Here is a 14620-nt window from a genome sequence, read left to right on the forward strand (position 1 = left end):
TAACATTTACGTGCGGACGTTTCCGCCTGGTTTATTGGGCAAGTCACCGTTTTCATTCGGTTGTTTGCTCTGCTCACTCGCTCCGTAACGGGCTTTGTGAGCAATCGTGCCTGCGGGTTGGTCGTACAAGGTTTCGGACGGGTGGTTGGGACCTCGTTCCGAGCGTTTGTTCGTTGTCATCTGCATATCACCCCCTAAGATGTTAGTGTGTCCCACGATACAGAAGACATGTAGGGGGCGGGCGCGTATTACCGATACAAAGAGGAGAGTTGTTAACGTGAAGATTTCGACGAAAGGACGTTACGGGCTGACGATCATGATGGAATTGGCCAACCGTTGCGGAGAAGGGCCGACTTCACTGAGGAGCATCGCCCAGAAACACGATTTGTCTGAGCATTATTTGGAGCAATTGATTGCACCTCTGCGTAACGCGGGTTTGGTAAAGAGCATTCGTGGCGCATATGGCGGTTACGTTCTGGCAAAGCAGCCAGATGAGATTTCTGCTGGTGATGTGATTCGCGTGCTGGAAGGACCGATCAGCCCTGTGGAATTTGCAGAGGAAGAAGACCCGGCTAAGCGTTTTTTGTGGCTGCGTATTCGGGATAGTATTTCTGCTGTTCTGGATTCGACTTCCCTTCAGGACTTGATCAGCTTTGAAGACGATGGTCCTGCCGATAATTATATGTTTTATATCTAGAATATAAGTTGGTAGAAGGTGACAGCAGTGTCAGATCTAATGTATTTTGACCACGCAGCGACTACGCCGGTACATCCGCGTGTAGTTGCTGCAATGACTCCCTATTTGACTCAAGTATTCGGGAATCCATCCAGTGTCCATGGTGCAGGTCGCGAAGCGCGAAAAGCGTTGGAGCATGCGAGAGACACGATTGCCGACTTTATGGATGCTGATCCACAATCGCTCATCTTTACGAGTGGCGGGACAGAAGCGGACAATATGGCAATCATCGGCGCAGCAATGGCACAGCGTGAACGTGGTCGTCACGTCATTACTTCGCAAATCGAGCACCATGCAGTCTTGCATGCTTGTGAATTTTTGGAGCAGGCTGGATTTGAAGTGACGTACTTGCCTGTTGACCAGACAGGCATGGTCCGCTTGGAAGACCTAAAACAAGCGGTTCGTCCGGATACGGTACTGGTGTCCATTATGTACGGGAACAACGAAGTAGGAACGATCCAGCCAATCGAGGAAATCGGTACCTTCTTGCGTGAAAAAGGGATTGTTTTTCATACGGATGCCGTACAGGCTTTTGGTGTACTGCCTATCCATGCACGGAAGCTCCCAGTTGATATGCTCTCGGTATCCGCTCATAAAATTAATGGTCCAAAAGGAGTCGGCGCTTTGTATGTAGCGCGTAAGGTCCCGTTTTCCCCGATTTTGCACGGCGGTTCACAAGAGCGCAAACGCAGAGCGGGAACGGAAAACCTGGCCGGGATTGTTGGGTTTGCCGAAGCGACAAAGGTCGCTGGCGAGGAAATGGCGGAGCGGGTTGAAAAGTATGAGCAGATGAAAGCAGCGATGATCGCAGTCTGGCAGGAAGCAGGAATTACGTTCTGCCTGAATGGACATAGCGAGCAGGTTTTGCCACATATTTTTAATGTGTCATTCCCTGGTGCACATACAGAAACCATGCTGATGAATCTGGATATCGCCAAAATTGCAGCAGCGAGCGGCTCAGCTTGTACATCCGGATCATTAGAGCTGTCACACGTGCTGAAAGCGATGCACGTGGACGAGAAGATTCTGCATTCAGCTATTCGTTTCAGCTTTGGAATGACGAATACGGTGGAAGAGGCGAAACAAGCTGCTACAGTGGTTGCTGGGATTGTAAAGCGATTGGTACGCGAATAACGTAGAATGAAAGCCGTTTGGATAAGCCAAGCGGTTTTTTCATTTGAGCAAAAGCGGGTTTCTTATTGGAGTTTGTGGTGAATTGTGGAAGAGGATGGTAAAATGATGCTGTGGTACTAATCCTGAAGAACTATACAATTCGGATCATCCGATAAGGAGAGGACTTTCATGTTGCCCAGACGCTACTCTATTCGCTACAAACTAGTGTTTACGATACTAATCCTAACCATGCTTCCATTAATGGTCGTCGGCTATATCCAATTTGAAAATGCACGCAGCGCGCTATACAAGCTGGCTGTTTCTGACTTGCAATACATAACGGAAATGAAGGCACGTGAGCTGGCTGTATACGCTCAAGATGCAACGATTAATGAGGGGAACAGACAGAAAATTAATGAAATAACACGCGAGGTGGCCGAAAAATATTACAAGCCAAATGGCATGGTTGGCTACGCCTATATCTTGGATGCGAGTGGAATTGCCATCTTTCATCCAGACCCGAAAGTCGAGAATACTTCTTTGGCGAATGAAGAATTCACGCAAATCATGCTCGCTCAAAAAAACGGATGGATCGAATATGACTTCGGCGGCTCTACCAAAGTGGCGGCGTATAAGCAGCTGCCAAACGGGTGGATTCTAGCCATTGGCAGCTACGAGAATGATTTGCTGACGACGATTGAGAGCAGTCGCCCGATGATGTTTCTCCTCAACCTGATAAGTGCCACCTTAGCGCTGGTCACAGGCATTTTTATTGTCAACAAGCTGGTACGACCGCTAAAAGAGCTGGTATTGGCAATGAAGCGTGCAGAGACAGGGGATTTGACCACGCAAGTGACTGTCCGTTCCCGAGACGAGCTTGGGGAATTATCGTCGATGTACAATGAGATGATGGGGGTATTTCGCAGCATGGTCAACGAGGTGCAGCGAGTAGCCCAGCAGGTAGCGGCATCTTCGGAAGAATTAACAGCGAGTGCGACAGAAAGTGCACGTGCTTCCGAACAGATTTCCATGGCTTCTTCGGAAATTGCTACAGGTTCCGAACAACAAAAACAAACGGTGACGGATACAGTACGCTTTTTGTCTCGCATCGGTGGAGATATCCAACTCATTGCAGCCTCGACTTCTCAAGTAAATGCTGATGCGACAGACGCGAATCGATTGGCACAGGTTGGTGAAGGCAAGCTGCAAGAGCTCGTACAAGAAATGGATCAAATCACGGATCATGCCCGTAGTACGGAGCAGGTTATCCGCGAGCTTGGCTCTCAATCCGAGCAAATCATGGGAATCATCACGATCATTCGTCAAATATCCAACCAGACGAATCTATTAGCTTTGAATGCCGCCATCGAGGCTGCACGGGCGGGGGAACAGGGACGAGGCTTTGCGATTGTTGCCCAGGAGGTACGTAAGCTGGCTGAGCAATCGGGTGAGGCTGCCGAAGAGATCGCAGGCTTGATTCATACCATCCATACAGATATTCTCGCCGCTGTATCGGCAATGGGAACGACTGCAGTCGCTATACAGGATGGACGCGAAGGAGTGGCCCAGGCAGGAGACAGCTTCCAGCAAATCTTGGTGGCCGTTCAAGACGTCAGCCAACAAGTACATCGTATGAACGATGCAGCCCAAGGGATTCATCGCGATACAGTCCAATTAGTGAGTCACTCCGAAAAAATAGCTGGACTTGCGGAAATAGCGGCCAGAGATACACAGGAAGTGGCAGCAGCGTCCGAAGAACAGTCTGCAACATCCGAGGAAATGACGGCAGCATCAGAAACACTTGCGAAAATGGCCGAGCAGTTGTCAGAACAAGTAAAACGATTTACAATTTAAGACGAGCATATGAGAAATCCACTTTCAAGAGAAGTGGATTTTTCCTTTCTGGAACGGTTTTTATGTCAGGAGGCGTTTAGATGGACGAGCAGCAGTCAATCTCGCTGTTTGCGGAAACCTACATTCGAGGATTTGTTTCTCAAGAAATTTTTTACAATGATGAAACCTGGTACGGAGTTATCCGTCTAAAGATAGAAGAGACTACCGAATCGATTAAAGAATCGGAGGTCATTATTGTCGGTAATTTTCCTCGGCCACATCCAGATGAGCTGTACACCTTTTACGGGGAATGGAAGACACACGCTCGTTTTGGCCAGCAGTACGTAGCAAAGCGCTATGAACGTGAAACACCGAAAACATTGGCAGGGGTTGAGCGATACTTAGCCAGTGGCTTGTTTCAAGGGATCGGAAAAAAGATGGCCAAACGAATTGTCGAGCAGCTTGGGGTAGATGCGCTGTCGATTATCGCGGACTTCCCGGAGCGATTGGCTGAGGTACCAGGCATTTCTGAACAACGTGCCAAAACAATCTATGAATCAGTAGTCGAGCATCGTTCCTTGGAAAGTGCCATGGTTTTCTTGTACGACTTCGGCATTGGTGTGAACATGGCGCTGCGTATTTATCAGACCTATAAGCTGGAAACGATGACGGTACTGAAGGAAGAGCCTTACCGGTTGATTGAAGATGTCGTTGGAATCGGCTTTAAGCGGGCAGATGACATTGCACGAGCAACTGGAATCGATGCTTCCTCAGAAGAACGTGTGAAGGCGGCAGCTCTCTTTATGTTGCAGGAGGCTTCGTATTCAGAGGGACATGTTTATTTGCCTGTGGAGGAGCTGTGTGAAAAAACACTGCGCCTTCTCGAAGAGTGCGGCGGGCACGTCTTTTCTGGAGACGATATTCGACTGGCAGTGGAAGCCCTGTTTGTGTCGAGTAAAATTGCCTGGGAAGATGAGCGGGTGTATTTGCCTTCACTGTTTTTTGCCGAACTCGGTCTTGCCAAAAGACTACGTCACTTCGCTGCGCGGGATGAATTCGGTACGTTCCCGACATCGGAATTTTACCGTGCGTTAGGGGCGGTCGAGGATGAGCTTGGGATTACATATGCCCAGACGCAGCGTGATGCCATCGAACAGGCGATCAAAGCAGGTCTGATGCTTCTCACAGGGGGGCCTGGGACGGGGAAAACGACAGTCATTCGAGGGATTTGTCGTGTCTTTTCTCAGCTTCATGGATTGTCTCTGGACTTGAAAAAATACAACGAAGAAAATCCGTTCCCGATCGTACTTGTAGCTCCTACTGGACGTGCAGCAAAACGTATGACAGAGACTACGGGTTTACCAGCAATGACTATCCATCGCTTACTCGGTTACAAAGGGGAGAGCTTCGAACATGATGCGGAGCACCCAATCCGTGGCCGGCTATTAATTGTGGATGAAATGTCCATGGTTGATATCTGGCTCGCCAATCAATTGTTTCGTGCGGTTCCAGATGACATGCAGATCATCATGGTAGGTGACCCTGATCAGTTACCTTCCGTAGGACCAGGCAACGTCCTATTGGATATGATTCGATCTGGATTGCTACCTTTGGTACAGCTGACAGAAATTTATCGGCAAGCAGAAGAATCAACCATTATTCGGTTGGCCCATGATGTACGCAAGGGGAATGTACCGGCAGATTTGCTTCACACCACCCCGGATCGGCGATTCTTCACAAGTTTGCCACAAGAAGTTCCGGAAGCAGTGAAACAAATTTGCTTCGGAGCCGTAAAAAAAGGGTATACGGCAAAAGATGTTCAGGTATTAGCCCCTATCTATAAAGGTAATGCCGGTGTGAACCGGTTGAATGAAGAATTGCAGGAGCTGTTTAATCCGAAAACGCCGCAAAAGCGTGAAGTTACTTTCGGTGAGACGACTTTCCGTACAGGAGACAAGGTTCTGCAATTGGTGAACAATGCTGAAGAACAGGTGTTTAACGGTGACATGGGTGAGATCGTCGCCATCTTTTTCCCGAATGAAAATGCGGAGAACCAGGAGATGCTGGTCGCTGCCTTTGATAACAGGGAAGTGGTGTACAAGCGTTCGGATTATCATCAGCTGACGCTTGCCTACTGCTGCTCGGTTCATAAGTCTCAAGGCAGCGAATTTCCGATTGTGATCATGCCGTTTGTCAAAAGCTACTACCGTATGCTCAGACGTAAGCTGGTCTATACCGGGATTACCCGGAGCAAATCATTCCTCATCATGTGTGGAGAGCCGGATGCGTTCCGCGCTGCTGTAGAGTCTGATGAGGAGGGAGTACGGTACAGTTACCTGGAGGAACGGCTAAAGCAAGAGTGAAGTTGGAACCATTTGCGCCGAATGGACGTGTCCATTTCGCCTGATACTAACAAGGCGGAAGGGGGATGTCCCACATGCGCAAGGCAATGGATGCAGTCGGATTGCCAGTTGTTTGCCTTCAAACAGGTGAGACGATTGGAACCGTGCGCGACATTCTTTGCGACTCCACTTGGCATGTACGAGGAGTCTTGCTGAGCGAACAGGGCTGGTTCCAATCAGGTACCTATATTCCTACCGAACATATTCATGCGGTCGGGGAGTCCTGCCTTACCGTATCGGGAAAAGACGCGATCACGCCCTTACCTCATCTCGCCGGACTAGAGCCTGTCGGCATTGTGACGGGAAAGACGAAGTTAAAAGGAAAAGCGGTGATTACCGCATCCGGAGAGTGTTTGGGGAGGCTGGAAGACGTTTACTTTTCAGCCAACTGGGAGAAACTTGTAGGGTACGAACTATCGAATGGCTGGCTTGCAGATATTACGGAAGGACGAAAGCGCCTCCCTGCACCAGCATCCGTTATCGTCGGGGAAGAAAACCTGATCGTGCCGGACTAGTTCGTGGCCAGGCGTGAAAGGGAGGAAAAGCGTGATGCGTGTCATATGCCCGAATTGCAGTTCCAAAGACGTAGGAAAGATTGGAACCAATCAATACTATTGCTGGAACTGCTTTATAGAAATGAGCGTTTCCAATGAGCAGATCGCTTCTGTCTACCAGGTTGAGGAAGATGGATCTTTGCATTCGCTCAACGATCTGTTTATTGAGGATCAGACAGTAACCGCTCACTTGAATATGTAGTGGATTTGAGCGGCAAAACCAATGGAGGTGGCACGCTTGTTCATTCGAGGCCTGTTGCGGGTTCTGGCCACAAGCGGAATTGTGGCGATCATTGGCTATTGGATGGCTCCGCGACGTCGCAGTCGGTTTTCATTGAATTGGAATCAGTTGCCCTTCTCCATGCGTGATGTAACGCGTATGTGGAAATCAGGTCGCAAGCTGATGCGTGCCGTGACTCGTTAACAAAATGTGAATTGGAACGTAAATAAACACCCGAACATACACTGTGTTCGGGTGCTTTTTTTACATCGCCATACATGAAAAAGCTCCGTCGCGTAAAACGACGGAGTCTTGCTTTGCATTAAGATTGTTCTGCCAAACGTTTTTGCTGTTGGCTTTTCATGCGTCCGATCAACAGGACACCAACCACAACAGCTACGATGAATAACCATTTTACCCAAGGGTAAGCGGCAAAGAATGGTGTGAGGAACTTCTCGCTCGTTACCATGTTCGCAGCGGTATACGCCAATACGGCAGAACCGATATAAATAACGATCGGATATTTCTCGATCAGCTTCAAGATCAATGTGCTACCCCAAACCATGATCGGAACACTGATGATCAAACCGATAACTACCAGAAGGAAATCACCATGTGCTGCACCAGCAACCGCGATAACGTTATCCAAGCCCATTACCGTGTCGGCTACGATAATCGTCCAAATCGCTGCTCCAAGTGTTCCGCTTGCCTTCATATTCTCATGACCATTATCTTGAACCAGCAACTTGAGGGCGATCCAAATGAGAATCAAACCACCTACAAGCAGCAGACCAGGAATTTTTAGTAACCAAACGACAGCGAGTGTCGCCAATGCACGAATGACAATTGCACCAACCGTTCCCCAGATGATAGCTTGCTTTTGTTGATGAGCAGGCAGGTTACGAGCCGCCATCCCGATGACGAGGGCATTGTCCCCGGCCAGCACCAGATCGATGATAACGATAGAGAGTAATGCAGTCCAAAACTCAGGGCTTAACAATAAATCCATTTCTACTCCTCCTCCTAATCCATTTTAGAAGCGAATAATCCGCTGGCCGTTTTCTTGATACCTCCTGTAGTGTGTGTAAAGGGGCGAAAAAGAAAACGACCTTTCCCGGGACAGGAAAAGGTCGTTTAAATAACAAAAATAGACCTTTTACCTGGTCGGCAAAGGTCTTGCTTACAACATTTACGAAAATGTTGCCAACATAGCCGGGGAAAAATCCCGTAATGACGACTATGTTGCGAAAAAGCTACTCCCCTTTGGAGATATCCTCTTGTAATTACATAGTACTGAACACGAAATTGTGTGTCAATAGGTTACATGAAATTAATGTGAATGAGACAAGCTAAAAAAGATGTATGCAAATAGAGAGGAGTTGGGGAACGTGGATGAACTTCGGCGAAGTCGTCTATTTGCTGCTGCTGTTTGGCTCATCGCACTTTTGGTCATCGGCAATCTGCTTTGGCTGCTCCGACCAGTCCTTTCACAGTTGTTTTCGCTCATGAAGGAAGTGCTCGTTCCCGTCATATTGGGACTCGTTATCGCTTATTTGCTCCATCCGGTCGTGCAATTGCTAGAAAAAAGAAGGGTTCCGCGCTTAATGGCAGTGCTGCTCATATATGGATCATTTGTATTGGTGATTACCATTGCGATCATTAACGCCATCCCTGTTTTTACGAAACAATTGGTGGAGCTGTCAGACGATATTCCCCGCCTGATGGATTGGTACTATACATGGATGAGTGAGTGGGAGGCACGAAAGTATTTCTTGCCGGATAGCATCTCGAAGGGTGTAGACCGGGTGATCATCCAGTCGAATGAGGGGATGTCTCATTCCGTATCGAAAATCGTGGATAATGCTCGTCATTCGATGGGAAAGCTGTTTGCTTTTGCTATCGTGCCCTTTATCGCTTTTTACTTTTTGAAGGATATGAAGCAATTGCATGAGACGGGGATGTCGATTGTTCCAAAGGCTTACCGGAAGCAAGTACTGATCGTCCTTCGGGATATTAATGAATCCTTGGGCAAATACATACATGGACAAATGATTGTCGCCCTGATCGTAGGTGTTTTCGCATATCTGGGCTACTGGTGGATCGGCATGCCGTATCCTTTTGTACTGGCTGCATTTGTATGTCTCACCAACATCATTCCGTACATCGGACCATTGATTGGGGCGGCCCCGGCAGTTGTGATCGCCATTACGATTTCAACCAAGACACTACTATTCGTTCTCGTTGTCAATCTCATCATTCAAATCGTGGAAGGGAATATTTTGTCCCCGAACATCGTTGGTCGTTCTTTGCATTTGCACCCGCTTCTCATTATCTTGGCCCTGCTAGTAGGGGAGACTGTAGGGGGCATCATCGGGCTAATCGTTGCTGTCCCGATTCTTGCCGTTTGCAAAGTGATCGTCAGCCGAATCGCTGTCATGATGCATGAAAGTTGACAGTGATCAGGTAAAATATTTATAATATGGACAAAGTGATTTATGTGAAATCAATGAGGGAACGAGTATGTTGCAGACCTTTTACAGAGAGGGCGCTCCATGGTTGAGAGGGCGACCAAAAGAAGAGCAGCAGAAGGCTACTCCTAAGACCGGGCAAAACCCGGCGGCTTGGCACCGTTAGACGCCACTTAAGCGACAGGCCTTGGCTCAGATACGTGTAGCGAGCCTGTAAGCAGGGTGGTACCGCGAGAAAATCAGTTCTCGTCCCTGAGGGGATGGGGGCTTTTTTTATTTTTAGATGAGGAGAATGTAGATGAAGAAACTGACAGGCAATCAAATCCGCCAGATGTTCCTCGACTTTTTTGTAGAAAAAGGACATCGCATTGAGCCTAGCGCTCCATTGGTTCCAATCGACGATCCTTCCCTTCTGTGGATCAACAGCGGTGTAGCGACTCTCAAGAAATATTTTGACGGCCGAATCATCCCGGACAACCCGCGCATCACGAACTCACAAAAGTCTATTCGTACCAACGATATTGAAAATGTGGGACGTACTGCTCGCCACCATACCTTTTTTGAAATGCTGGGTAACTTCTCTATTGGTGAGTACTTCAAGGAAGAAGCGATTGAATGGGCATGGGAGTTTTTGACGAGCCCAAAATGGATGAGCTTTGATCCAGAATTGCTTTCCGTTACCATTCACCCAGAGGACGAAGAAGCATTTGAGCTGTGGAGCAAGAAAATCGGTGTTCCAGAAGAGCGAATCATCCGACTGGAGGGCAACTTCTGGGATATCGGAGAAGGCCCGAGCGGACCGAACACGGAGATTTTCTATGACCGTGGAGAAGCATTTGGAAACGACCCAAGCGACCCTGAGCTGTACCCAGGTGGGGAGAATGAGCGTTACCTGGAAGTATGGAACCTGGTATTCTCCCAGTTCAACCACAATCCAGACGGTACCTACACGCCGCTGCCTAAGAAAAACATTGATACGGGGATGGGTCTTGAGCGCATGGCGTCTGTCATCCAAGGCGTAGACAACAACTTTGAGACAGACTTGCTGTTCCCGCTGATCGAAAAGACCACGGAAATCTCCGGTGTGAAATATAAAACAAGCCCTGAGATGGATGTAGCCTTGAAGGTAATCGCTGACCATGCACGTACGGTTGTCTTTGCGATCGGTGACGGGGCGCTTCCATCCAATGAAGGACGTGGCTACGTCATTCGCCGTCTGCTTCGCCGTGCCGTACGTATGGGGAAAAAGCTGGGCGTAGAGAAGCCATTCCTGTACAGCTTGACTGAGACAGTAGGCACGATGATGGGCGAATTCTACCCAGAGGTTGTCCAAAAGCGTACGTTTATCGAAAAAGTGATTCGTGCCGAGGAAGAGCGTTTCCACGAGACATTGAACGACGGTCTGGCGATCCTGTCTGACATGGTGAAGGCAGCAAAAGAAAGCGGAAAGACACAACTGTCTGGTCAAGATGTGTTCAAAATGTACGATACGTATGGATTCCCTGTTGATTTGACAGAAGACTTTGCAGACGAGCAAGGGCTGACTGTCGATCGCGATGGCTTTGATCAAGCGATGGAAGAACAGCGTGAGCGTGCACGTGCAGCACGTCAAGATGTAGACAGCATGCAAATCCAAGGTGGTCCATTGTCTGATTTGACGGTTACGAGCCAATTTGTTGGTTATACTGAATTGGTAGCAACAGGTAAAGTTGAAGCGATTATTTTGGATAACCAGCTGGTAGAAGAAGCAGAAGAAGGTCAAACCGTACAACTCGTTCTGAGCCAAACTCCTTTCTATGCAGAAAGCGGCGGTCAGATCAATGACGAAGGTTTCCTGATTTCTGATATCGTGAAAGCACGTGTGACAGATGTACAAAAAGGACCAATGGGTCAAAATGTACATTCCGTCATCGTCGAAGCAGGTACCCTGCGCAAAGGCGATGAGGTTCGCGCGGAAGTGAACCGTGAAGCACGTCTGGCTATCACACAAAACCATACAGCGACTCACTTGCTGCATCAAGCACTCAAGGATGTCTTGGGAACGCATGTCAATCAGGCAGGTTCCTTGGTAGCACCAGAGCGTCTCCGTTTTGACTTCACGCACATTAGCTCCATTACTCCAGAAGAGCTGGAGCGTATCGAAGCGATCGTGAATGAAAAAGTGTGGGCAAACCTGAGTGTCGAGATCTCCAACAAATCATTGGCTGAGGCAAAAGCGATGGGCGCGATGGCGTTGTTCGGTGAAAAATACGGCGACGTTGTACGCGTTGTAAAAGTGGGCGAATACAGCTTGGAGCTGTGCGGTGGATGTCATGTGAACAATACCGCAGAAATCGGTCTGTTCAAGCTGGTTAGCGAGAGCGGTATCGGCGCAGGTACACGCCGGATCGAAGCAGTAACAGGACGCGGCGCTTATCAGTTCTTGAACCAGCAGTTCACTACACTCAAAGAAGTGGCGCAAGCACTCAAAGCACCAGTACTGGCAGAAGCACCTGCACGTGTAGAAGGTCTGCAACAACAATTGAAAGAAGTACAGCGCGAAAACGAGTCCCTGCGTGCAAAACTGGGGAACATCGAGGCAGCGTCGTTGACGGATAAACTCCAACAAGTAGACGGCATGAATGTACTCGCTGCACGTGTTTCCGCTGTCGATATGGACAACCTGCGCGGCATGGTAGATGAGCTGAAAAACAAACTCGGCTCCGCTGTCATTGTGTTGGGTGCAGTCGATGGCGACAAGGTGAACCTCGTTGCAGGTGTAACCAAAGATCTCATGGATCAAGGCATTCACGCTGGTAAGATCATCAAGGAAGTCGCAACTCGTTGCGGTGGCGGCGGTGGTGGACGTCCTGATATGGCACAAGCCGGCGGTAAGGACCCATCCAAGCTGCAAGAAGCACTGGATGCAGTGGTTGACTTCGTGAAGAGTCAAGCAGTAGGGAAATAGTGCGATTGCACGAGAAATTTGTATAATCGACAGGAGTAAACGAAATCCGAGTCGAATACAAAAAAGAGTATGAAACTAAAAGAGTCTCAAAGGAAATCGAGGTGTTGATTGTGAGTTCGTTGGATAATACCATGAAATTCACGGTGCCCAAGGAAGCGAATGCGGCGGATGTGCAAGAAACATTGACAGAGGTGTACAAAGCCCTGCAGGAAAAAGGATACAACCCGATCACCCAGATCGTCGGTTACTTGCTTTCTGGCGACCCGGCGTTTATCCCACGCCACAACAACGCGCGGAGCCTGATCGGCAAATTGGAACGGGACAAAATCATAGAAGAGTTGGTGACCGTTTACTTGTCAGAGCGCAAGTAGACCTTAACGATGACACGATTGATGGGGTTGGATGTAGGCGACAAGACGATTGGAGTGGCTGTCAGCGATGAGCTGGGATGGACTGCGCAAGGAGTAGAGACCATCAAGCGACAATCCAAGGAAAAGGATTTTGCTCGCCTGAGCGAATTAGTTTCGCAGTATCAAATTGGGGCTTTCGTTGTTGGTTTGCCCAAAAACATGAACGGAACCATTGGCCCGCGTGCTGAAATGTGTCAAGCATTTGGCAAGCTTTTGGAGGAACGCACGTCTCTTCCTGTCCACATGTGGGACGAACGCTTGACGACAATGGCGGCAGAGCGTATGCTGATCTCTGCTGATGTCAGCCGTCAAAAGCGAAAGACAGTGATAGATAAAATGGCGGCCACTTTAATCCTCCAAGGATATTTGGACGCGAAATCGAGGTGACCACAATGAGTGAAGAGATGATGGAAGAGTTCGAAGTGGGCGATGTGATCGCGCTGACGGAAGAAGGTACCGAGGAACCGCGAGATTTTCGTATCATGTACATTTTTGACATTGAAGACCGCAGCTATTTGGTGCTCGTACCAGTAGATCAGGAAGAGGAAGAAGAGTACGAGGTTCACTTCCTGCGTTATGATGGTACAGACATGCTCATGCCAATCGAAGATGATGAAGAGTGGGAGCAAGTAGAAGCTACCTTCGAAACGTTGATTGCCGATTTGGAGAAAGACGGTATTTAATAGATTCGTGAGAAAAGGGTCCGCAACTGGCGGGCTCTTTTTTTATGACTTTTTTCGCCAAAATCATCCATGAAGTGACAGTTGGATAAGCCTCTTGTATAATGGATGGGATGGAGATAAAGAGACCCTAAAGGGAGGATTTCTAGCTTGAAACCAATGTCAGCGAAGCCTGATTTTAACTCCGGCCGCCCTCTGGCGCATCGACGCAGACGCGGCGGACGAATTGTGATGTGGCTGGTTGCCTTGTTGTTGTTGATCATTTTGGCTGCGGGGGGAGCAGCGTGGTACGTGTACCAGCAATTACAGCCGGTTGCAGGTGAACAGACGGTGAAAAACGTGGCGATTCCGTCCGGGTCATCCGTACAAAAAATTGGTCGACTTCTGGAAGAACAAGGTCTGATCCGAAATGCCGATGTATTTAATTACTATGTGAAGTATAAAGGCGTGGCCCCTGATCTTAAGGCGGGAGAATACCAATTTACGACTGGTCAAGCCATTGATGAGATACTAACCGCTATGGTGGAAGGAAACACGGTGATCAATGCGAACCGATTTACGATCCCAGAAGGCTGGAATGTTGAACAGATCGCAGATCATCTCGATAAAGAAGGCATTGTAGAGAAGGCGGCATTCTTAAAAGAAGTAAATGAAGGTGCATTCCCCGACTATCCTTTTGTCGCAGCCATACCGAAGCATGCAGACCGAAAACACCGTCTGGAAGGATATCTGTTCCCGGAAACGTATGAGGTGGACAAAGATGCTACAGCACATGATGTCGTCTCGCGTATGCTGGCTCAATTCCAAAAGGAATGGAAGCCAGAGTGGACAGAGCAGTTGAAGCAGCACGATTTAACACTGGATAAGGCGGTTAATCTCGCATCGATCGTTGAGCGTGAAGTAACAGTAGACAAGGAGCGTCCGCTTGTAGCAGGTGTGTACTATAATCGGATTCGCGATAAGTGGCCGTTGCAGGCTGATGCTACCGTCCAGTTTGTTCTCGGCAAACAACGAGACCGTTTGACCTTCGAGGACCTAAAAGTAAAAAGTCCGTACAACACATACACAAATCCTGGATTGCCACCGGGACCGATTGCCAACCCAGGCAGAGCTTCGCTTGCAGCTGTCGTCAATCCAGCTAAACACGATTACTTTTTCTACGTGACGAAAAAAGACGGAACGGCCGAGCATTACTTTTCCAAAACACTGCAAGAGCATGAAGCAAATGATAAGAAAAGCAGGGGAAACTAACCAAGT

General features: G+C 48.6%; 15 protein-coding genes. 13 read left to right on the forward strand and 2 right to left on the reverse strand.

The window, feature by feature from the left end; translation table 11 throughout:
- Window positions 1-6 precede the first annotated feature (6 nt).
- Window positions 7-180 carry a hypothetical protein gene (locus C7R92_RS32235; RefSeq protein ID WP_016739245.1) on the reverse strand — a complete coding sequence of 58 codons (174 nt, stop codon included), beginning with the start codon at window positions 178-180 and terminating at the stop codon, window positions 7-9.
- Window positions 181-277: 97 nt separating this feature from the next.
- Here C7R92_RS32235 and cymR point away from each other — a divergent pair, with 97 nt between their 5' ends.
- The 7 genes from cymR (at window position 278) to C7R92_RS04550 (ending at window position 7062) form a co-directional block, all read left to right on the forward strand.
- On the forward strand, window positions 278-697 hold the full coding sequence (cymR, locus tag C7R92_RS04520; RefSeq protein WP_017247589.1) for a cysteine metabolism transcriptional regulator CymR: 420 nt from the start codon (window positions 278-280) through the stop codon (window positions 695-697).
- A 27-nt stretch (window positions 698-724) separates the two neighbouring features.
- A complete protein-coding gene (locus C7R92_RS04525) occupies window positions 725-1870 on the forward strand; it encodes a cysteine desulfurase family protein (protein ID WP_106833383.1) in 1146 nt (381 codons plus the stop codon).
- Window positions 1871-2038: 168 nt separating this feature from the next.
- Window positions 2039-3703 (forward strand): methyl-accepting chemotaxis protein, encoded by a 1665-nt coding sequence (locus tag C7R92_RS04530; RefSeq protein WP_069850478.1) that lies wholly within the window; start codon window positions 2039-2041, stop codon window positions 3701-3703.
- An 80-nt stretch (window positions 3704-3783) separates the two neighbouring features.
- Complete coding sequence (gene recD2 / locus C7R92_RS04535; protein WP_106833384.1) at window positions 3784-6045, forward strand: SF1B family DNA helicase RecD2; 2262 nt, start codon at window positions 3784-3786, stop codon at window positions 6043-6045.
- Window positions 6046-6119: 74 nt separating this feature from the next.
- The gene (locus C7R92_RS04540; protein WP_017247593.1) at window positions 6120-6599 is read left to right on the forward strand and encodes a PRC-barrel domain-containing protein; all 480 of its coding nucleotides are present in this window, start codon (window positions 6120-6122) and stop codon (window positions 6597-6599) included.
- Between the two features lie 34 nt (window positions 6600-6633).
- A complete protein-coding gene (locus C7R92_RS04545) occupies window positions 6634-6840 on the forward strand; it encodes a hypothetical protein (RefSeq protein ID WP_007717618.1) in 207 nt (68 codons plus the stop codon).
- A gap of 27 nt (window positions 6841-6867) precedes the next feature.
- Window positions 6868-7062, forward strand: coding sequence for a hypothetical protein (locus C7R92_RS04550; RefSeq protein ID WP_228088569.1), 195 nt, complete (start codon window positions 6868-6870; stop codon window positions 7060-7062).
- Between the two features lie 118 nt (window positions 7063-7180).
- Here the strand turns inward: C7R92_RS04550 and C7R92_RS04555 are convergent, their stop codons facing one another.
- On the reverse strand, window positions 7181-7867 hold the full coding sequence (locus C7R92_RS04555) for a TerC family protein (protein ID WP_017247595.1): 687 nt from the start codon (window positions 7865-7867) through the stop codon (window positions 7181-7183).
- Window positions 7868-8246: 379 nt separating this feature from the next.
- On the opposite strand from C7R92_RS04555, the gene C7R92_RS04560 reads away from it, so the two are divergent.
- The 6 genes from C7R92_RS04560 (at window position 8247) to mltG (ending at window position 14614) form a co-directional block, all read left to right on the forward strand.
- Window positions 8247-9311, forward strand: a complete 1065-nt coding sequence (locus C7R92_RS04560; RefSeq protein ID WP_106833385.1) for an AI-2E family transporter — start codon at window positions 8247-8249, stop codon at window positions 9309-9311.
- A gap of 313 nt (window positions 9312-9624) precedes the next feature.
- A complete protein-coding gene (alaS, locus tag C7R92_RS04565) occupies window positions 9625-12273 on the forward strand; it encodes an alanine--tRNA ligase (RefSeq protein ID WP_106833386.1) in 2649 nt (882 codons plus the stop codon).
- 110 nt (window positions 12274-12383) lie between these two features.
- The gene (locus tag C7R92_RS04570; RefSeq protein WP_007727936.1) at window positions 12384-12644 is read left to right on the forward strand and encodes an IreB family regulatory phosphoprotein; all 261 of its coding nucleotides are present in this window, start codon (window positions 12384-12386) and stop codon (window positions 12642-12644) included.
- A gap of 9 nt (window positions 12645-12653) precedes the next feature.
- The gene (gene ruvX / locus C7R92_RS04575) at window positions 12654-13070 is read left to right on the forward strand and encodes a Holliday junction resolvase RuvX (protein ID WP_012685619.1); all 417 of its coding nucleotides are present in this window, start codon (window positions 12654-12656) and stop codon (window positions 13068-13070) included.
- A 5-nt stretch (window positions 13071-13075) separates the two neighbouring features.
- Complete coding sequence (locus tag C7R92_RS04580; protein WP_007727932.1) at window positions 13076-13366, forward strand: DUF1292 domain-containing protein; 291 nt, start codon at window positions 13076-13078, stop codon at window positions 13364-13366.
- 147 nt (window positions 13367-13513) lie between these two features.
- Window positions 13514-14614, forward strand: a complete 1101-nt coding sequence (gene mltG / locus C7R92_RS04585) for an endolytic transglycosylase MltG (RefSeq protein ID WP_106833387.1) — start codon at window positions 13514-13516, stop codon at window positions 14612-14614.
- Window positions 14615-14620 lie beyond the last annotated feature (6 nt).

The sequence above is a fragment of the Brevibacillus porteri genome, assembly GCF_003013475.1.
Taxonomy (GTDB): Bacteria; Bacillota; Bacilli; order Brevibacillales; family Brevibacillaceae; genus Brevibacillus; species Brevibacillus porteri.